The sequence below is a fragment of the Micromonospora sp. NPDC049044 genome (assembly GCF_040649215.1).
GTDB lineage: Bacteria > Actinomycetota > Actinomycetes > Mycobacteriales > Micromonosporaceae > Micromonospora.
This window is the reverse complement of record NZ_JBEZFA010000031.1, coordinates 58,482-77,200: the sequence shown is the minus strand read 5'-3', so window position 1 is coordinate 77,200 and position 18,719 is coordinate 58,482. Positions and strand designations below refer to the sequence as shown.

17 protein-coding genes are annotated in these 18,719 nt (G+C 72.2%); 8 read left to right on the top strand and 9 right to left on the bottom strand.

Annotated features, from left to right (window positions below):
- The first annotated feature begins 112 nt into the window (after positions 1-112).
- Together AB0B85_RS23965 and AB0B85_RS23960 are read left to right on the top strand one after the other, a co-directional pair.
- The gene (locus tag AB0B85_RS23965) at positions 113-964 is read left to right on the top strand and encodes a serine hydrolase (RefSeq protein ID WP_357410840.1); all 852 of its coding nucleotides are present in this window, start codon (positions 113-115) and stop codon (positions 962-964) included.
- A gap of 53 nt (positions 965-1,017) precedes the next feature.
- Positions 1,018-1,719: a lysoplasmalogenase gene (locus AB0B85_RS23960; RefSeq protein WP_357410838.1), complete on the top strand. Its 702-nt coding sequence runs from the start codon at positions 1,018-1,020 to the stop codon at positions 1,717-1,719.
- Here AB0B85_RS23960 and AB0B85_RS23955 read toward each other — a convergent pair.
- Positions 1,688-2,485, bottom strand: coding sequence for a tyrosine-protein phosphatase (locus AB0B85_RS23955; protein WP_357410836.1), 798 nt, complete (start codon positions 2,483-2,485; stop codon positions 1,688-1,690). The two genes, AB0B85_RS23960 and AB0B85_RS23955, sit on opposite strands and share 32 nt — an antisense overlap.
- A 44-nt stretch (positions 2,486-2,529) precedes the next feature.
- Here AB0B85_RS23955 and AB0B85_RS23950 point away from each other — a divergent pair, with 44 nt between their 5' ends.
- Entirely contained in the window at positions 2,530-3,627 is a 1,098-nt protein-coding gene (locus AB0B85_RS23950; RefSeq protein ID WP_357410834.1) for a dipeptide epimerase, read from the top strand.
- 60 nt (positions 3,628-3,687) lie between these two features.
- Complete coding sequence (locus AB0B85_RS23945) at positions 3,688-4,614, top strand: NlpC/P60 family protein (protein ID WP_357410832.1); 927 nt, start codon at positions 3,688-3,690, stop codon at positions 4,612-4,614.
- A gap of 96 nt (positions 4,615-4,710) precedes the next feature.
- On the opposite strand, the gene AB0B85_RS23940 is transcribed toward AB0B85_RS23945, so the two are convergent.
- Both AB0B85_RS23940 and AB0B85_RS23935 read right to left on the bottom strand, forming a co-directional pair.
- Entirely contained in the window at positions 4,711-5,709 is a 999-nt protein-coding gene (locus AB0B85_RS23940; protein WP_357410830.1) for a TerC family protein, read from the bottom strand.
- Between the two features lie 307 nt (positions 5,710-6,016).
- Positions 6,017-6,373 carry an AAA family ATPase gene (locus AB0B85_RS23935; protein WP_357410828.1) on the bottom strand — a complete coding sequence of 119 codons (357 nt, stop codon included), beginning with the start codon at positions 6,371-6,373 and terminating at the stop codon, positions 6,017-6,019.
- An 82-nt stretch (positions 6,374-6,455) separates the two neighbouring features.
- On the opposite strand from AB0B85_RS23935, the gene AB0B85_RS23930 reads away from it, so the two are divergent.
- Complete coding sequence (locus tag AB0B85_RS23930) at positions 6,456-6,749, top strand: antibiotic biosynthesis monooxygenase family protein (protein WP_357410826.1); 294 nt, start codon at positions 6,456-6,458, stop codon at positions 6,747-6,749.
- A gap of 115 nt (positions 6,750-6,864) precedes the next feature.
- On the opposite strand, the gene AB0B85_RS23925 is transcribed toward AB0B85_RS23930, so the two are convergent.
- The 4 genes from AB0B85_RS23925 to uvrB all read right to left on the bottom strand — a co-directional run bounded on the left by AB0B85_RS23925 (position 6,865) and on the right by uvrB (position 11,582).
- Positions 6,865-7,722: a helix-turn-helix transcriptional regulator gene (locus AB0B85_RS23925; protein WP_357410824.1), complete on the bottom strand. Its 858-nt coding sequence runs from the start codon at positions 7,720-7,722 to the stop codon at positions 6,865-6,867.
- A 292-nt stretch (positions 7,723-8,014) separates the two neighbouring features.
- Complete coding sequence (locus AB0B85_RS23920) at positions 8,015-8,383, bottom strand: VOC family protein (protein WP_357410822.1); 369 nt, start codon at positions 8,381-8,383, stop codon at positions 8,015-8,017.
- 81 nt (positions 8,384-8,464) lie between these two features.
- On the bottom strand, positions 8,465-9,403 hold the full coding sequence (locus AB0B85_RS23915) for a helix-turn-helix domain-containing protein (protein WP_357410820.1): 939 nt from the start codon (positions 9,401-9,403) through the stop codon (positions 8,465-8,467).
- A 70-nt stretch (positions 9,404-9,473) separates the two neighbouring features.
- Complete coding sequence (gene uvrB / locus AB0B85_RS23910) at positions 9,474-11,582, bottom strand: excinuclease ABC subunit UvrB (RefSeq protein ID WP_357410818.1); 2,109 nt, start codon at positions 11,580-11,582, stop codon at positions 9,474-9,476.
- Positions 11,583-11,881: 299 nt separating this feature from the next.
- Between uvrB and AB0B85_RS23905 the strand changes: the two genes are divergently transcribed.
- Complete coding sequence (locus AB0B85_RS23905) at positions 11,882-13,561, top strand: hypothetical protein (protein WP_357410816.1); 1,680 nt, start codon at positions 11,882-11,884, stop codon at positions 13,559-13,561.
- Positions 13,562-13,571: 10 nt separating this feature from the next.
- Here AB0B85_RS23905 and coaE read toward each other — a convergent pair whose 3' ends face one another.
- Positions 13,572-14,753 carry a dephospho-CoA kinase gene (gene coaE, locus AB0B85_RS23900; RefSeq protein WP_357410814.1) on the bottom strand — a complete coding sequence of 394 codons (1,182 nt, stop codon included), beginning with the start codon at positions 14,751-14,753 and terminating at the stop codon, positions 13,572-13,574.
- A gap of 371 nt (positions 14,754-15,124) precedes the next feature.
- A complete protein-coding gene (rpsA, locus tag AB0B85_RS23895; protein ID WP_030337999.1) occupies positions 15,125-16,633 on the bottom strand; it encodes a 30S ribosomal protein S1 in 1,509 nt (502 codons plus the stop codon).
- Positions 16,634-17,129: 496 nt separating this feature from the next.
- Here rpsA and AB0B85_RS23890 point away from each other — a divergent pair, with 496 nt between their 5' ends.
- Positions 17,130-17,936: a class I SAM-dependent methyltransferase gene (locus AB0B85_RS23890; RefSeq protein ID WP_357410812.1), complete on the top strand. Its 807-nt coding sequence runs from the start codon at positions 17,130-17,132 to the stop codon at positions 17,934-17,936.
- Positions 17,937-17,993: 57 nt separating this feature from the next.
- On the top strand, positions 17,994-18,596 hold the full coding sequence (locus AB0B85_RS23885) for a Uma2 family endonuclease (RefSeq protein WP_357410810.1): 603 nt from the start codon (positions 17,994-17,996) through the stop codon (positions 18,594-18,596).
- Positions 18,597-18,719 lie beyond the last annotated feature (123 nt).

Here is an 18,719-nt window from a genome sequence, read left to right as displayed (position 1 = left end):
CCCCGCGATCGGCCGCGCCCCCGCCGCCGTCCGCGCCCGCGCCAGATGCGTTTCCGGCAGGGGTACGCGACCCTCGCCGGCCGCCTGTCGTCGATCGGCTACGGTCACCGGCATGACCTGGGATGATCTCGACGCCCACCTGGACCGGGTGCCCGGCACCGTCTCGGCGTACGTGGAACGACTCGACGCGCCGCCGGCCTGGACCCGCCACCCGGACGCCGCACACTACGCGGCGAGCACCATGAAGGTGGCGGTGCTCGCCGCGCTGCACCGGGCCGCCGAGGCGGGCACGCTCGACCTGGCCGCCCCGGTCCCGGTGGTGAACGAGTTCGACTCCGCCCAGACCGGTGCGCCCCGGTTCTCCTGCGCGCAGCACTACGACAACGACGACGCGGTCTGGGACCGGGTGGGCGGCACCGCGTCGCTGCGCTGGCTGGCCGAGCGGATGATCGTGCGGTCCAGCAACCTGGCCACCAACCTGGTCATCGGGCACGTCGGGCTGCCCGCCGTGGCCGAGGTGTGGGCGCTCGCCGGTGCCCGCACCAGCGTCACGGGTCGGGGCATCGAGGACTTCGCCGCCCGCGCGGCCGGCATCACCAACACGGTCAGCGCCGCCGACCTGGCCGCCCTGCTCGGTGCGCTGGCCACCGGGGCCAACGCCCCGGGTCGGCTCGCCTCGCCGGCGGCCTGCTCGGCAATGCTCGACGTCCTGCTCGCCCAGGAGCACCGGGAGGACCTGGCCGCCGGCCTGCCCGAGGGCACCCGCATCGCGCACAAGAGCGGTTGGGTCCACGGGGTGCGCCACGGCGCCGGCGTGGTGCTGCCCACCGACGCTCCGCCGTACGTGATAGCCGTCTGCACCACCATCGAGCCGACCGACGGCGACGACGAGACCGAGGCGGACGCCTGCCAGCTGCTCGCGCACATCTCCGCGCAGGTCTGGGCCGCCCGTCACCAGCTCTGACCACGACCCGTCGTTGCGGCTAGGCTGCTCGCACCCCCACCCCGGAGCCGCCGATGCCCCGCAGCCGCACCGTCCTCATCGTCCTCCTCGTCGTGACGGCGGCGAACCTGCTGGCCAACGCCACCGATGGCCGCGTGGCCGAGGTGCTCACCAAGCCGCTGCTGATGCCGCTGCTGGCCGCGTACCTCTGGCGGGCCGCCGCCGAGCGCGACGCCCGCCCGGACCGGCTGGTGCTCGTCGGGCTGGCCTTCTCCACCGGCGGCGACGTGTTCCTGCTCGGCGACGGCACCGCTTGGTTCATCGCCGGCATGGCCTGCTTCCTCGGCACGCACCTCTGCTACCTCGTGGCGTTCACCCGACACGGGGCCGCCACCGCGCTGCGGCGTGCGCCGCTGCTCGCGGTCCCCCTGACGTACGCGGTGCTGACCGTCGTCGCGCTGTGGTGGATGTGGGCGGGGCTTACCGACGTCGGGCTCGCCGTGCCGGTGGCCGGCTACGCGCTCGCGCTGGCCGCGATGGCCACCACCGCCACCACCCAGGGCTGGCGGGTCGGTCTCGGCGCAGCGCTGTTCCTCGGCTCCGACCTGTTGATCGCCGCCGGGGTGGCCGAGGTGGCCCAACCACCCGGCGCACCCGTGCTGGTCATGGCCACCTACGCCGCCGGCCAGGCGCTGATCGTCCTCGGTTTGGCCGCCCGCGTCGGCACGCCCCCGGGGGCGACGGTCACTCCAGCAGTTGCGCCCGCAGCGCGCTGAGGGTCTCGTCGGTCAGCCCCAACCCGTCGCGCAGGTACGCGTCGAACGAACCGTGCACCCTCCGCACCTCGTCGTAGCCGGCGTCGAGATACTCGGCGCGGACCTCCAGCACCGGCAGCACCGCGTCCACGTCCAGCTCGGGCTGCCGCCGCCGCATCGCCTCGACGATCACCAACCGCAGGCTCTCGGTCAGCTCGTTGTTGCGCAGGTAGTCGGCGCGGACCGCCGCCTCGTCCACCCCGAGCGCGGTCAACAGGATGACGGTGAACCACCCGGTGCGGTCCTTGCCGGCGGAGCAGTGGTAGACCAACGGCAGGTTCTCCGGTTGCGCGGCCAGCCGCACCGCCTCGGCGAAGCCGACCCGCGCCGACTCCCCGGTGACGAACCACCGGTAGATGGCCGCCATCGCCCCCGCCGTGCCCTGCCGGGCCAACTCCGCGTACGCGTCCAGGTCGTGGCCCAGCAGCACCGCCGAGACGTACGTGAAGACCGGATGCTCCGGGTCGTGCACCGGCAGGCACACCACCCGGGGCGCACCGGCCAGCCGATCCGGCGGGGCGACCGCGATCTCCGCGGGGGCGCGCAGGTCCAGCACGCACGCCGGCCCCAGCTTGCCGAGCACCGGCAGGTCCTCGTCGGTGAGCCGACCCAGCGCCGGTGTCCGGATCAGCTGCCCCGCGCGGACCCGCCGGCCGCCGGCGCCGACCAACCCGCCCAGCTCACGCGCGTTCGGTGCGCCCACCAGCTCCCAGCTCTGCCCGGTCATCCGGTCCCCCATCCTGCCGCCCGCCTGCGTATAGGGTGCCTGACATGACGATCTCGGAGGTACGCACCCACCGGGTTTCCGCCCCCTTACACACCCCGTTCGTCACCGCGCTGCGGCGTACCACCACTGTGGACACCCTGGTCGTCGAACTTGTCGACACCGACGGGCGGTCCGGCTTCGGCGAGGCACCCCAGGTGTGGCAGGTTACCGGCGCGTCGGTCGCCGGCGCACGCGCGTGCGTACGCGAACTGCTCGGTCCGCGGTTGATCGGTCGCGACCCGGACGACCTGGTGACCCGGTGCGCCGAGGTGCAGGGCGCGGTGGCCGGCAACGAGGCGGCGAAGGCGGCGGTGGACGTCGCCCTGCACGACCTCGCCGCCCGGCGGTTGGGCGTACCCCTGGTGCGGTTGCTCGGGGGCACCACGCTGCGGGTTCCGACGGACGTCACCCTGGCGGCGGGCGACGCGGTGGACCTCGCGGCGGCGGCGCGGCAGCGGCAGGCCGACGGGTTCGGCGTACTCAAGTTGAAGGTCGGCACCGACGCGGGCACCGACCTGGACCGGGTCCGCGCCGTCCGCGCGGCCGTCGGCCCCGCGGTGCGGATCCGGCTCGACGCCAACCAGGGCTGGACCCCGCGGGAGGCGGTCCGGGTGATCCGGGGCATCGAGGACGCCCAGCTCGACGTGGAGCTGGTCGAGCAGCCGGTGGCCCGTTGGGACCTGGACGGGCTGGCCTGGGTCAGCGACCGGGTGTCCGTGCCGATCCTGGCCGACGAGGCGGTCTTCGGGGTCCGCGACCTGGTGGAGGTGATCCGCCGCCGGGCCGCCGACCTGGTGAACGTCAAGCTGGCCAAGTGCGGCGGGCTGCACCCGGCGCGTACCCTCCTCGAACTGGCCACCGCGCACGGGCTCGGCACCGTTGTCGGCTCGATGATGGAGAGTCAGGTCGGCATCGGGGCGGCGGCGAGTCTGGTCGCCGCGTACGGCACCACAGCGGTCGCCGACCTGGACGCCGCCTGGTGGCTCGCCTGGTCACCGGTGCAGGGCGGAATACGCTACGACGGGGCGAGCGTGGTGCTGCCGAACGCCCCTGGCCTGGGCATTTCCGGGCTGGCTGAAGCAAAGATGCAGACGCCCGCTTGATGGACGTTGGTTTCTTTCATAGGGTTCCCCCTGGACAGCCGACCGGATCTGGGGGTTGACGTGGAGCTGCAACCGGGCCGCGAGGCCGTCGTCCGGGTCGCTGTGGCAACACTGTGGACCTCCCCCGAGGCGGTCCGGCCGGTCGACCGCCCGGCGTTGACCGCCGGTGCCGACATCCCGGCCTGGGTCTCCGGTCTCAGCACCGAGCAACAGGTCGGCGACTGTGTGCTGAGCCAGCTTCTGCTCGGTGAGCGGGTGCTGGTCAGCGAGCTACGACCGGACGGCTGGGCCCGGGTCGTCGCCGTCGAACAGCCAGCCGCCAAGCTGGATCCGCGCGGCTACCCGGGTTGGCTGCCCGCCGACCAACTGGTCGCGCTCGACCCGGCCACCGACACCGGCCCCGACCACCCGCTGGTGGTGGACGCCACGGTCACCGGGCTGCACGCCGCCCCGGGTGGACCGGTGGTGCTGCCCGGCGTCGTCGTCGGCACCCGCCTGGTCCCGGCCGGCCCGGCCCGTGACGACTGGCGGCCGGTGCACGCCCCCGGGCAGGCCAGGCCGCTCTGGCTGCCGGACAGCCACCTGGTCCCGGCGTCGGCGGCGTCGCCGGACGCCGAGCAGGCGCTCGCGGTGGCGCAACGGCTACTGGACGTCGTCTACATCTGGGGTGGTCTCTCCGCGCACGGCATCGACTGCTCCGGCCTGGTGCACCTGGCCTGGCGGCGGTTCGGGGTGCTGCTGCCGCGCGACGCCGACGACCAGGCCGTGGCCACCACCCCGCTGGCGTTGGGGGCGGAACGCCCCGGCGATCTCTACTTCTTCGCCCGACCCGGGCGCAAGATCCACCACATCGGCATCGTCACCGCTGCACCGGGCGGTGGCGGCGAGCGGCGGATGCTGCACGCCTGCTACCGGCGGCGGCGGGTCATCGAGGAGCCACTGCCGGCCGACCGGACCGCCACGCTGGTCGGCGCGCACCGGGTCTGAACGGCGGAACGGCGCGCGCACCGGGATCTGACCGGCCGGACGCCGCGCACCGGGTCGGACCGGCCGGACGCCCTGGGGCATCCGGCCGGTGCCCGGTCAGCGACGGGCGTCGGCCAACTCGCGACGCCGGTCCCGGGCGGACTTGACCAGGCTGGCGGCGGTGGCGACGCCCAGGGTGCCGATGATCACCAGCAGCGACAGCCAGATCGGGATGTGCGGCGCCCAGCCGACGTGCTCGCCACCGTTGATGAACGGCAGGGTGTTGTCCGCCAACGCTTCGAGCACCAGCTTGACCCCGATGAAGCCGAGCACCACGGCCAGGCCGTAGCTCAGGTAGATCAGGCGGTCGAGCAGGCCACCGAGCAGGAAGTAGAGCTGACGCAGGCCCATCAGCGCGAAGACGTTCGCGGTGAAGACCAGGTACGGCTCCTGGGTGATGCCGAAGATCGCCGGGATCGAGTCCAACGCGAAGATCAGGTCGGTGGTGCCGATCGCGATCATCACGATCAGCATGGGGGTGAACAGTCGCCGGCCGTCCACACGGGTGGTGAGCTTCGCGCTGTCGTAGTCCTTCGAGATCGGCAGCGCCTTACGGCTCCACCGGATCAGCACGTTCTCGGAGAACTCGTCCTCGTCCGGCTCGCCCTGGCGGGCCAGGTTGACCGCTGTGTAGATCAGGAACGCGCCGAAGATGTAGAAGACCCAGGAGAACTGCGAGATCAGCGCCGCGCCGGCGGCGATGAACCCGCCGCGCATCACAAGTGCCAGCACTATTCCGACGAGCAGTACCTTCTGCTGGTACTGCCGGGGCACCCCGAAGCGGGCCATGATGATCACGAAGACGAAGAGGTTGTCCACCGAGAGGCTGTATTCGGTGAGCCAGCCGGTGTAGAACTGGCCGGCCGCACTGGCACCGGCGGTCAGCCAGAGACCCGCGCCGAAGATCAGGGCAAGCCCCACGTAGAAGGCGACCCAGAGGCTCGACTCCCGCACACTCGGCTCGTGCGGGCGCCGTCCGATGATCAACAGGTCAACGAGCAGGACCGCAGTCAGTGCGACAAGCGTCCCCGCCCACACCAATCCGGACACGTCCAACGTTCATTCCTCCGGCAGACACGCGGCGTCGGGCACACCGTACGCCCCCAGCGGGGGCCGGCGTGCCGCTGTCGCTCACTCTGGTGACTGTCGGAGGTCTCTTCCGCCGCCGCCCCGGCAACGGGGTGGCGACCTACGGGGCCGGGTCGCGCCGCCGTGGTTCCGGCGGTCGACCGTGCTGACGACTCCGTTGCGGGGGAATACTCCCCTCCTCGGTGACCATTGTTGCCCACCACGCCCCGTGATCACACCCCGGGCGGCGTGACACCGCCGGTCCCTCTCACACCGTCAAGGGTTTCCTAGGAGGCTAGTGCGAGTCGGGTGCGGCGATCGGGTCGGCGAGCGACCAGCCCGCGGCGAGCACCGCGTCGCAGGCCCGTACCGCCCGGGCCAACCGGTCGGCCGGCGACCCGGTCAGCTCCACCACCGGCACCCCGCACCCCGCCAGCTCGGCCCGGAACCGCTCGGTCATCCAGGCCCGCAGGTGCTCCCCGTCGCGCAGCCCGTCATCGGTGAACGGCACCCCCCGGTGATCCGTCAGCAGATACAACGCCGGCCGGCGGGCCGCCGCCAGCACCCCGGTCACGAAGCCCAACAGCTCGGCCCAGGTGGTGCCCGTACCGGCCACCCGAAACGCGGTGCCGGTCAGCCAGTCAATGATCACGAGGCCACCCTAGGGGTGTCGCCGGCACCGGAACAGACCCCGCGACACCAACTGCCCGCAGGCTCGTGGGAGGCTGTCCACCATGGTGCTTGAGGTCGCGCTGATCGACGTACTACCCGGACATGAGGACGCGTTCGCCGCCGCGTACGCCGAGGGTCACCCGGTGCTCGCCGGGGCGACCGGCTGCCGGTCCGTCCGGATGACCCGGGGAATCGAGTCTCCGACCCGCTTCGTGCTGCTCGTCGAATGGGACTCGGTCGAGGCGCACGAGAAGAACTTCCGGGCCACCGAGCGGTTCGAGCAGTGGCGGGCGCTGATCGGCCCCCACTTCGCCGGGCCGCCCCTGGTCGAACACTTCCTCGACGTACCGGCCTGAGCGACTCTGTCGTACCCCGCGGTTACCGTGCTTCGCGCACGCGCCGGTCACCGGTCCCGACGGTCTCGGGGGCGCCGGGCACGGTGGCCGCGCGGCGTGCCACCCTGCCCACCCGCTACTCGCCGACGCGCCGGGCCAGCGCGGTGACCGTCTCCTCCGGCGACAGCGCGGCCGCCAGCAGCGCCTCGGTCATCCGCTCGTAGCGCCCGACGTCGAGCACTGTGGCCAACCGGACGTCGGTGGTCAACGCCTCGATCATCACCGTCCGCGGGTCCGCCGGGTCGGGAAAGGCATAGCAGGAGTACGGCGTGAGCGGGTGCAGCCCCGCACCGGCCGCCCCGCGGGGCAGCAGCCGCACCGTGACGTGGGACAGCCCGGTCACTGTGACCAGGTGCCGGAGCTGCTCACGCCACACCGGCACCGGCAGGTCGCCGGGATCGCAGACGGCCGCGGCGAGCACCGCCGTGTACCGCGGCGGATAGGCGCGCCGCAGCACCTCCTGCCGTAGCGTCCGGGCCCGCACCTCGGCCTCCACATCGATCTCCGGCGTGAACTGCGCGCCGGCCTCCACCAGCACCCGGGTGTACGCGGGCGTCTGGAGCAGCCCCGGCACCACAGTGGGCTGGTATTCGACGATGTCGGCCGCGCCCGCCTCCAACTCGGCGTAGGTGCGCTGCCTCTCGCTCATCTCGCCGAGCGTCTTCCACCAACCCCGGCTGGTCGCCGCATCGCGGGCGATCACGATCAGCGCGTCCCGGGTCGGAGTGGGCACCTTGTAGATGTCCAGCAGATCGAGCACGTCGGCGAGGTCCGGACGGCTCTGGCCCAGCTCGATGCGGGACAGCTTCGACGTCGAGGCCCAACCCAGCCGGTCGCAGACCTGCTCCAGGGTCAGCGCCTCGCGCCGACGTAGCTGGCGCAACTCAGCGCCCAGACGTGCACGTCGAATGACAGGACTCGTTGGCAGCGGCATCCCGGCCTCCCCAACGAGGGAGCGTACGCAGGACGATCACCCAGTGCAATAGTTTGCTCGCTCACCGCAATCAGGTCATTCGGCGCGGTCGGTGGTCGGACCGGCTGTGCCACGTCGACTGCGGGGCCCAGTGGCGGCTGCGGCCGGGGCCCGGGCGCGGATGCCGGCTGGCACGTGCTGCCGGTGCGCCATCGTGCCGACGCACCGGCCGCACGCTGCGGCCGACCATGCCTGGCGGGCCGTCACCCGCCACCCCCCGCCGGCCGCACCAGCCGCAACGGCCAGCCCCGGCTCAGGGCCGGTAGCTGCCGAAGGCCCAGACGTTGCCGGCCAGGTCGCGTGCGGCGTAGTCGCGGGAGCCGTAGTCGGTGTCGAACGGTTCCTGGGTGATCTCGGCCCCGGCCGCGCGGGCCTGGGCACAGTGGGCGTCGACGTCCGGCACTGCCACGTACACCGACCAGTCGTCGTCGGCCGACCGGGACGTCACGTCGGCCCGAGCGCCCAGCATGATCATGCCGCCGTCGAAGACGAGTTCGGCGTGCGCGACGGTGCCGTCCGGAGCTTCGTGCACGGAGTGCACCTGGAAACCGAAGGCGGTGCCGAGCCAGTCGATCGCGGCGCGGGGATCGGGGTAACGGAAGACGGGATAGACGGTTCGCATGACCACAGTTTGCGCCCGGCAGCCCGCAACCGGATTGGACGAATGTGACCTCGGCGGGTCGCTCCGCGACCGGGTGGTGCGTCAGACGGACAGCGTCGAACGAGCGGCGAGCAGCGCGGCCGGGGTCGCCCCCGCGAACTGGTGGAAGTCCCGAATCAGGTGGGACTGGTCGTAGTAACCGCAGCGGGCCGCCACCGCAGCCCAGTCCACCACCGGTCCCCGGCCGGCTGAGGCCAGGCCGGACAGCCCCGGGCCGGACGGGGCGACGCCGCCTGCGGGCTGGCCAGCACCGGTCGGCGGCCTGGCACCTGGCCCGGTCACCGCGTTCGGCCGCACGTCGCTCAACACCGTGCACGCGTGCTGGAAGCGCAGCAACCGGGCGACCATCTTGGGTGGCAGCCCGATCTCCTCCCGGAACCGGGACGCGAGGTGCCGCCGACTCCAGCCCAGCTCGTCGGCGAGCACACCGACGCCCTCCTGGCCCCGGCGGGCCACCAACCGCCGCCACGCCCAGTCGAGCCGGGCGTCCACGGGCGGCGACTCCGCCAGGCGGCCGGCGAGCACCCGGTCGAGCAGGGCGAACCGCTCCGGCCAGGCCGCCGCCTCGGCGAGCTGGCCCCGCAGCCGATCCAGCCAGTGGCCGGGGAGCTGCCCGACACCTACGGCACGGTTGGTCAACTCACTGAGCGGCAGACCGAGCAGCCGACGGGCGGTCAGTGGAGCGAGCAGCAGCTCGACGCCCTCCCCCACGCCCGACGTACGCGTGGTGCACCAACCGTCGAAGGTGCCGGCCACGAACGAGTCGACCCGGCTGGCACCGCGCTCCGCACTGCGCGGATCGGTCACGTCCAGCGGAGCACCCCAGCCCAGGATCAGCACCACGAAGACGCCCGCCGACTCCCGGCGGACCAGCGGCAGGTGCGCCTGTTCCCGGTAGCCGACGTACCTGTCGACGAACGGGCGCAGACTGACCGCGGGCAGCCCGAGGACCAGCTCATCGACCGGTGCCACAGCGGTCATCCTCGCCCCACCTTCCTTCCGGCCCGGCCGCGTCCCCAACGGGGCGCCGCGCACGCCCGGCCGCTGGTCGTCACTTCACCCCGGCGGCGTCCATCCCCCGCAGCTCCTTCTTCAGGTCGGAGACCTCGTCCCGGATCCGGGCCGCCAGCTCGAACTGCAGCTCGCGGGCGGCAGCCAGCATCTGGTCGTTGAGCTCCTGGATGAGCTGGGCGAGGTCGGCGCGGGCCATCCCCTCCCGCGAGGTGGTAGTGGCGGCGCCCCGGCTCCGGCTGCGGGTCTCCTTGACCGGCGCCTTGCCCCGGGAGAGCTGACGCACCGCGCCGCCGACGTGGGAGTTTTCGGTGTCCTCCGCCTCGCGGTAGATGTCGTCAAGGATGTCGTGGATCTTCTTACGCAACGGCTCCGGGCTGATCCCGTGCGCCTCGTTGTGCGCGATCTGCTTGGCCCGGCGCCGATCGGTCTCGTCGATCGCCGCCGCCATCGACGGCGTGATCTTGTCGGCGTACATGTGCACCTGGCCGGAGACGTTACGGGCGGCTCGCCCGATGGTCTGGATCAACGACCGGCCGCTGCGCAGGAAGCCCTCCTTGTCGGCGTCGAGGATCGCCACAAGCGACACCTCGGGCAGGTCCAGACCCTCGCGGAGCAGGTTGATGCCGACGAGCACGTCGTACTCGCCCTGGCGCAGCTCGCGCAGCAACTCCACCCGGCGCAGCGTGTCGACCTCGGAGTGCAGGTAACGCACCCGGACGCCGTTCTCCAGGAGGTAGTCCGACAGGTCCTCGGCCATCTTCTTGGTGAGGGTGGTGACCAGGACCCGCTCGTCCTTGTCGGTCCGCAGCTTGATCTCGTGCATCAGGTCGTCGATCTGGCCCTTGGTCGGCTTGATCACGACCTCCGGGTCGACCAGGCCGGTGGGCCGGATGACCTGCTCGACGAACTCGCCCTGGGCCTGCTCCATCTCCCACGTGCCCGGCGTCGCGGACAGGAAGACCATCTGACCGACCCGCTCCAGGAACTCGTCGAAGCGCAGCGGCCGGTTGTCGGCCGCGCTGGGCAGCCGGAAGCCGTGGTCGATGAGCATCCGCTTGCGGGACGCGTCGCCCTCGTACATGCTGCCGATCTGCGGGATGGTCACATGCGACTCGTCGACGACGGTGAGGAAGTCGTCGGGGAAGTAGTCGAGCAGGGCGTGTGGCGGGCTGCCGGGCAGCCGCCCGTCCATGTGCATCGAGTAGTTCTCGATGCCGGAGCAGAAGCCCACCTGGCGCATCATCTCGATGTCGTAGGTGGTGCGCATCCGCAGCCGCTGCGCCTCCAGCAGCTTGCCCTGCCGCTCCAGCTCGGCGAGCCGCTCGGCCAACTCCACCTCGATGTCCCGGATCGCCCGTTCCATCCGCTCCGGACCGGCCGCGTAGTGCGTGGCCGGGAAGATCACCAGCTGGTCGACCTCGCGGACCACGTCACCTGTCAACGGGTTGAGGTAGTAGAGCTTCTCCACCTCGTCACCGAACAACTCGATCCGGATCGCCAGCTCCTCGTACGCCGGGATGATCTCCAGCGTGTCGCCGCGGACCCGGAAGGTGCCGCGCTGGAAGGCCATGTCGTTGCGGGTGTACTGGATGTCGACAAGCCGGCGCAGCAGTTGGTCGCGGTCGAGCTCGTGCCCGACCTGCACCTTCACCGCCCGGTTGAGGTACTCCTCCGGAGTGCCCAGGCCGTAGATCGCCGAGACGGTCGCCACCACGATCACGTCGCGGCGGGTCAGCAGCGACATCGTCGCCGAGTGCCGCAGCCGCTCCACCTCCTCGTTGATCGAGGAGTCCTTCTCGATGTAGGTGTCGGTCTGCGGGATATACGCCTCGGGCTGGTAATAGTCGTAGTACGAGACGAAGTATTCGACGGCGTTGTGCGGCAGCAGCTCGCTGAACTCCTTGGCCAGCTGCGCGCAGAGCGTCTTGTTCGGGGCGAGCACCAGGGTCGGGCGCTGCAACCGCTCGATCAGCCACGCCGTGGTGGCGCTCTTGCCCGTGCCGGTCGCGCCGAGCAGAACTGTGTTGCGGTCGCCGCGTCGGACCCGACGCTCAAGTTCGTCAATGGCCGCCGGTTGGTCGCCGGCCGGCTGGAAGTCACTGACGACCTGGAAGCGGCTGTCGAGCCGGGGAATGTCGAGCGCCATGCCGTCAACGGTACGCCGGAGGTCCGACAGGAACGGCCGTCACGCCAGGTACGTGATCGGCTTCAATATTCCCATTGTGTGGCCCATGTCACCGGGACTACCCTCTCCATGTAGGCCGCTCGCGGCGGCCGACCGGGCCGGTGGCCAGGCCGTCATCACGGCCGGCCGCCCCCGGCACTGCGGTCGCAGCACCCGGCTCGTCCGGCGTGCGCACCCGTGTGGTCGCGCTCGAGGCGCAGACCGGCCGCCGCGAGCGCCCCTGCTCGTCACCCCGGCGCCGCTCCGCCCGTTTCCCAACCGTGGACACCTCTGCGACCCCGCCACCCGACCCCGCCCCCACCGCCGCCGCCACGCCCCGCCCAGACGGCACCGGCCGGCGGAACACGTCCACGACGGGCCAGCCCAGCGCGCCGGCCGCCGGACTCGGCACCGGACGGCACCGCACCGACTCGGCCGCCGAGACGACCGGCAGCGCCGGTCCGCGACCGGCCAGCCGACGACGACGTACCGTGCTGATGCTGCTCGGCCTGACCGCTGTGACGTCCGCGACGGCGTTGGTGCTCGGGTTGTTGAGCTGGGCACCGGACCCACCCGCGCCCGCCCGGCCGCTGACCTCCGCCGAAGGCGAGCGGCTGGCCGCCTTGCGGGTCACCAACCTGCGGGATCTGCGCGCCGGGGTCCGCGTCAGCACCGGCGTCGACGCGGCCCGGATCGAGCTGGTGGGCTGGGTGGACTGGTCGCGCTCCCTGCTCTACCTGGACGTGGGCGGGCCCGGCGCGGGTGCCGAACGCGGGCTGTTGCAGCGGGCCGGGTCGGTGCTGGTGATCCGGCCCGACCCGGCGGCGGTGCCCGTCCCGGCCGCACCTCCGCTGGTGCCCCCGACCGATCGGTGGCGGCTGCACCACCTGAGGCCGGGGAGCAGCCTGGCGCCGGTGCTCGACCTGCTGCTCGGCCTCGCGGCGGACCGCCCGGACGCGGCCCCGGCGGTGCTGGCTGGCGCCGCACGCTGGATAGCCCGGGAGAGCATGGCGGGCGGCCCGGTGGACGTTCTCCAGGCGCCGCTGGTCGCCGGGACGCCAGCCGCTGGCGGCACCACCGCAGGCAGCGCCGCCGCGGGCAGCCCCACCGCGAGCAGCGCCGCCGCGCAGGTTCCGGGTGTCGGGTCGACGGGCAGCGAGCCGGCGGGGCAGACCCGGTACTGGCTCGACCAGGACGCTCGGCTGCACAAGCTCGTCACCCGATTGCCCGGCGTCGGCCCGGTCACGGTGACGCTGCACCGGGCGGACCGGCCGACCCTGCAGCCGGTGGACGCCCTCGGCGGCCGGCCAGGTCTGCCCCGCGCACTCACCGACGCCGAACAGCGCCGGTTGGATCGGCTGCCGGCCCGGCTCCGCGCCCAGGGCGGTGCGGCGGTCACGCTCACCGCGCCGACGGGCACCGAGACGAACCTGCGGGGCACCGGCTGGTTGAGCTGGACGGCGCGCACCGGGTACCTCGCGGTCGCCGACCTGGGCGTACCGGATCGTCGGACTCTGCTGCGACGCGACCCCGCCGGTCTGGCCCGGGTGGACCTGCCAGCGGCGGCGGCTGGTGGCGGCACGGCAGAGGCGCCGGGCCGGCCACCCCTGCCGCCCCCGGCCGGAGCGTGGCGGGTCTCCCGGTCCGTCCGCGACGACCTGGGCCGGCTCGTCGACGCCGCGGTGGCCGCCGGGTCGGTCGGGCCAGCCGGTGCGGCCCTGCGGGTACGCGAGGACGTCGCCGCCGGACGGACGGTGGACGTCATCGAGGTGGGCCCGGCCGCCGCGCGGCTGCGTTACTGGATCGACAGTGACGGGTCGCTACGGCGGCTGGAGCTGCACACCAGCGGCAACGCGTGGGCACAACTGGAGCTCCAGCCCGCCGCGGTGCCCCGACTGGCCCCGGTGCCCCGGCCGGCGGTGAAACCTCTGCCCTCCCCCGCTCGGACCGGGGCCCGCTGAAGCGGTGCGCTCAGGGCCGCCAGCCGGTCTGCGCGGCCCACTGCTCGGCCCGCAGGTACTCCTCGTCGAACCACGGGTCCCGGGCCGTGCCGGAGTCGCCGGCGGCGGGGGCCGCGTCCACCAGGTCCCGCTTGAGTTGCAGGTACGCGGCCCGCTGATCCGGGTCGGCACGCAGGTGATCGCGCATCAGCAACGCGTACCGCCAGCCTGGCGACCCGGCCAGTCGCACGTGCAGGCGAACCGGACGAGCCGGGTCGGCGCTGCCGTGCAACCGCTTCTCCCACCGACCGCTGCCAGCCGGGCGCGGATCGTCCCACCACTGCCCCGGCATCCGCGGGAACCCGGCGTTCGCCAGCCGGTCGGCGAGCGGCCCGTCGGCCTCGGCGAGGCTCGACACGGCCACCTGGACGTCGATGACGTTCTGGGCGGCCACGCCGGGCACGGCGGTCGAGCCGATGTGGTCGATCCGTAGCGCGTCCGCGCCCAGGGTGTGCCGAATCCGGGCGGCCAGCCGCGCGTACTGCTCGGGCCAGCTCGCGTCGGTCGCCGCCGGGTCGGTCCCGCCCGGCGGGACCACCCGCCGCTGACGCAGGTTGTCCTCGTAGGGCCGCAGCCGATGCCGCCAGAGCGCGTCGACGGCCTCGTGCAACGCCGCCAGGCTCCCGTCGTTGCGGAGCACCACGTCGGCGGCCGCCCGGCGACGGGCGTCGTCGGTCTGGGCGGCGATCCGCCGCTCGGCCTCCGCGCGATCCATCCCCCGGTCGCGCACCAGCCGTTCCAGTCGGGTCGGCACGGCCGTCTGCACCACGACCACCAGGTGGTACGTGGGCGCGAGACCTACCTCCACCAGCAGCGGTACGTCGTTGACGACGATCGCGTCGGGGGGTGCGGCGGCGACCAACTCCGCGGTGCGAGCCCGGACCCGAGGATGGGTGATCGACTCCAACCGGCGGCGGGCGCTCTCGTCGGCGAACACCACAGCGCCCAGGGCGGCACGGTCCAGCGCGCCATCGGCGTCAAGCACCGCGCCGGAGAAGGCGGCGACGATCTCGGCCAGCCCGTCGCTGCCCGGTGCGACGACCTCCCGGGCCACCCGGTCGGCGTCGATGAGCACCGCTCCCCGCTCGACGAGCCGCGCCGCCACCGCACTCTTGCCCGACCCGATCCCACCGGTCAACCCCACCCTCAGCACGCGACCAGTCAACCGGATCACCAGCCCTGCCGCCAAACCCGCCACGACCATGCTCCGCCGAAGCCCCCCGCCCCCCGCCCCGCCAGCGCGCCAGCGCGCCAGCGCGGCAAGATCGTGCTCGATCCTGGTTCTAGTGGTGTAGCAACCGCCCAAGGCCACTACTTCCAGGAACGAGCACGATCTTGCGGGGCCACCAACCGCAGCGAGCTCGCGGCGGCGACCGCAGCGGAGCGCTCGGCGGCGACCACTGCGGAGTGCGCGGCACCGACCACGGCGAGCGCGAGCGGCCGTCCGGGTACGGCGAAGGCCCCGCCCCCAACGATCCGGAGATCGCGGGGACGGGGCCCGTCGTCGTTCAGTCGTTCAGCGGGTCACTTGCCGCCGGCGAGCTTCTCCCGCAGTGCGGCGAGCGCCTCGTCGGTGGCCAGGGTGCCGGCCGGCTCCTCGGCCTGCCGGCTCGGGGCCGGGCTGGACGAGGAGGTGGTGCCACCGCCGCCACCGGCAGCGGCCGGGACGACCGGAGTCGGGTTGGCGGCAGCCTCGGCGTCGGCGGCCCGAGAGGTCTGCACCTGCTTGGTGTGGGCCTCCCAGCGCAGACGAGCCTCGGCGTACTGGTTCTCCCAGGTCTCGCGCTGCTTGTCGTACCCCTCGAGCCACTCGCCCGTCTCCGGGTCGAAGCCCTCCGGGTAGATGTAGTTGCCCTCGGTGTCGTACGTCGCGGCCATGCCGTAGAGGGTCGGGTCGAAGTGCTCCTCGCCCTCGACGAAGCCCTCGTTGGCCTGCTTGAGCGACAGCGAGATCCGGCGGCGCTCCAGGTCGATGTCGATGACCTTGACCATGACCTCGGAGCCGACCTGGACGACCTGCTCCGGGATCTCCACGTGGCGCTCGGCCAGCTCGGAGATGTGGACCAGGCCCTCGATGCCGTCGTCCACCCGGACGAAGGCGCCGAACGGCACCAGCTTGGTGACCTTACCCGGCACGATCTGCTGGATCGCGTGGGTGCGGGCGAACTGCCGCCACGGGTCCTCCTGGGTCGCCTTCAGCGACAGCGAGACGCGCTCGCGGTCCAGGTCGACGTCCAGGACCTCGACCTCGACCTCCTGGCCCACCTCGACAACCTCGGACGGGTGGTCGATGTGCTTCCAGGACAGCTCGGAGACGTGCACCAGACCGTCGACGCCGCCAAGGTCGACGAAGGCGCCGAAGTTGACGATCGAGGACACGACGCCCTTGCGGACCTGGCCCTTCTGCAGCTTGTTGAGGAACTCGGTGCGCACCTCGGACTGCGTCTGCTCCAGCCAGGCCCGGCGGGACAGAACCACGTTGTTGCGGTTCTTGTCCAGCTCGATGATCTTGGCCTCGAGCTCCCGCCCGACGTACGGCTGCAGGTCGCGCACCCGACGCATCTCGACCAGGGACGCGGGCAGGAAGCCGCGCAGCCCGATGTCGAGGATGAGGCCGCCCTTGACCACCTCGATGACCGAACCGCGGACGACGCCGTCCTCGTCCTTGATCTTCTCGATTGTGCCCCAGGCCCGCTCGTACTGCGCCCGCTTCTTGGAGAGGATCAGACGACCCTCCTTGTCCTCCTTCTGGAGGACCAGGGCCTCGATGTGGTCACCAACCGTCACGACCTCGGCGGGGTCCACGTCGTGCTTGATCGACAACTCCCGAGAGGGGATGACACCCTCGGTCTTGTAGCCGATGTCGAGCAGGACCTCGTCCCGATCGACCTTGACGACGGTGCCTTCGACAATGTCGCCGTCGTTGAAGTACTTGATGGTCTCGTCGATCGCGGCGAGGAATGCCTCCTCGGAACCGAGATCGTCGTGGGTGACCCGGGTGGCGCTCGAGGGGGCCTCGATGCTGCTCGTCATGTGGGCGGTTGCTCCGGTCGGTGGGTTGTCACGGCAGGCTGGTGTCGCAGTGACCTGTTCGCGCCAGCGGATCCGTCGCCGGGCACACCGAACGATCGCCTAGTGAGATCATGATGTGGCTCCGTCGACCGCGCACCTGCTCCCTGCCGAGGCAACGCGATCCGCGAGCGCATCGTCTAGCCTACCGTGCGCATTACCACAGGGTGCAAGCCCTCCCGGCTTCTCTGCGTGCGGTGACCTGCGAAAGACGAACAATCGCCCGGAAAATGCCCCTGCTGTCTCGTGCGTCACAGCAGTCCCACGCGCCGCCCTGCCCGATCCACTCAGCCTTGCGTGATCCACTCGGTTTCCTGCAACCCGGGGTCTCCCGCTGGCCGGACACCCCCGGTTCCACCACAGCCGAGTCGATCACGCCGTACACCGGGGTGGGTGATTCGCCCGGACCGCGGGCACGCCGCCGCGCCCAATCGGGTGGGTGGGGCCTAGCGTGAGCGCCGTGGATGACGACAGCCGGGTCACCCGGCGCCGGGTGGGTGACGCCGAGGTCCGGCGGGCCAACCGCGGCTGGTGGGACACCGACGCCGACGACTACCAGGCCGAGCACGGCGCGTTCCTCGGCGACGTGGACTTCGTCTGGTGTCCGGAAGGGCTCCGCGAGGCCGACGCCGGCCTGCTCGGTGAGCTGTCCGGGCGACGCGTGCTGGAGGTCGGCTGCGGTGCGGCGGCGGCCGCCCGCTGGCTCGCCACCCAGGGTGCCCGGCCGGTCGCCTTCGACCTGTCCGCCGGCATGTTGCGGCACGCCGCCAAGGCCGCCGACGACACCGGGGTACGCGTACCGCTGGTGCAGGCCGACGCGCTCGCCCTGCCGTTCGCCGACCGGTCGTTCGACATCGCCTGCACCGCGTTCGGCGCGATTCCGTTCGTTGACGACTCGGCGGCCCTGCACGCCGAGGTGCACCGGGTGCTGCGCCCCGGTGGACGGTGGGTGTTCTCGGTGACCCACCCGATGCGCTGGATCTTCCTCGACGATCCCGGCGAGGGCGGGCTGACCGCCGTGCACTCGTACTTCGACCGTTCTCCCTACGTCGAGCAGGACGAGACCGGCGTGGCCAGCTACGTCGAGCAGCACCGCACGCTCGGCGACCGGATCCGGGAGCTGGTCGGCGCCGGCTTCCGGCTGGTGGACCTGGTGGAGCCGGAGTGGCCGGCGGGGCACGAGGGGATCTGGGGGCAGTGGAGCCCGCTGCGCGGACGGCTCTTCCCCGGTACGGCCATCTTCGTCACCGAGAAGCCCGCCGACTGAGCGCGTCGCACTCGTGGTCCGACCTGCGAGCCATCGATCGCCGGTAGGCTCGACTCCATGAGCGCCGAGCCCATCCCGACATCACCTGGCCCCTGGTGTCCGGATCCGATGCGGCAGCAGCGTGCCGACTACACGCTGGAGGACCTGCTCACCCTGCCGGACGACGCCCCCCGCGTCGAACTCGTCGACGGAGTTGTCCAGGTGACACCCTCCCCCACCCTGGGCCATCAGGACATCTGCAGCCTGCTCTGGCTATGGCTTCGCTCCCACGCCCCAGCGGACCTTCGTGCCGCACAGGCAGTGGGGGTCGGGCTCAGTCGGAACACCAGCCGTCAGCCGGACGTGCTGCTCTGCCGTGCCGAGGTGCCGTCCAACCGGTCCACTCTGCGGCCGACGGACGTCGTACTCGCGGTGGAGATCGTTTCGCCGGGCACACGACGGCTCGACCGGTTCGCGAAGCCCGGGGAGTACGCCGCCGCCGGCATCCCGTTCTACTGGCGGATCGAGCAGGATCCGGTGCACGTCTACGCGTACCGGATCGGCGACCGGGTGGGGCCGGGCGGTGAGCGGCAGTACGAGCTGATCGCCGACGGTGCTGACGTGATCGAGCTGACCGAGCCGTTCGACATGAAGCTGCCGATCGCCGAGATCACGCCGTAGCGGTCTCGCCCCGCAGCCGTTTCACGCCGCTGCAGTTTCGCCCCAGCGGCGACGGGTAGCCGAGGGTATGGCCGAACAGAGATTCCCCAAGGGCGACGTGGCCCTGCACCCCGAGGCGTTGCG

What these genes read in the sequence shown, in the direction of transcription:
- AB0B85_RS23965 (WP_357410840.1), top strand. Translation starts at nt 113, where the DNA reads ATGACCTGGGATGATCTCGACGCCCACCTGGACCGGGTGCCCGGCACC.
- AB0B85_RS23960 (WP_357410838.1), top strand. Translation starts at nt 1,018, where the DNA reads ATGCCCCGCAGCCGCACCGTCCTCATCGTCCTCCTCGTCGTGACGGCG.
- AB0B85_RS23955 (WP_357410836.1), bottom strand. Translation starts at nt 2,485, where the DNA reads ATGACCGGGCAGAGCTGGGAGCTGGTGGGCGCACCGAACGCGCGTGAG.
- AB0B85_RS23950 (WP_357410834.1), top strand. Translation starts at nt 2,530, where the DNA reads ATGACGATCTCGGAGGTACGCACCCACCGGGTTTCCGCCCCCTTACAC.
- AB0B85_RS23930 (WP_357410826.1), top strand. Translation starts at nt 6,456, where the DNA reads ATGGTGCTTGAGGTCGCGCTGATCGACGTACTACCCGGACATGAGGAC.
- AB0B85_RS23925 (WP_357410824.1), bottom strand. Translation starts at nt 7,722, where the DNA reads ATGCCGCTGCCAACGAGTCCTGTCATTCGACGTGCACGTCTGGGCGCT.
- AB0B85_RS23920 (WP_357410822.1), bottom strand. Translation starts at nt 8,383, where the DNA reads ATGCGAACCGTCTATCCCGTCTTCCGTTACCCCGATCCCCGCGCCGCG.
- AB0B85_RS23915 (WP_357410820.1), bottom strand. Translation starts at nt 9,403, where the DNA reads ATGACCGCTGTGGCACCGGTCGATGAGCTGGTCCTCGGGCTGCCCGCG.
- uvrB (WP_357410818.1), bottom strand. Translation starts at nt 11,582, where the DNA reads ATGGCGCTCGACATTCCCCGGCTCGACAGCCGCTTCCAGGTCGTCAGT.
- rpsA (WP_030337999.1), bottom strand. Translation starts at nt 16,633, where the DNA reads ATGACGAGCAGCATCGAGGCCCCCTCGAGCGCCACCCGGGTCACCCAC.
- AB0B85_RS23885 (WP_357410810.1), top strand. Translation starts at nt 17,994, where the DNA reads ATGAGCGCCGAGCCCATCCCGACATCACCTGGCCCCTGGTGTCCGGAT.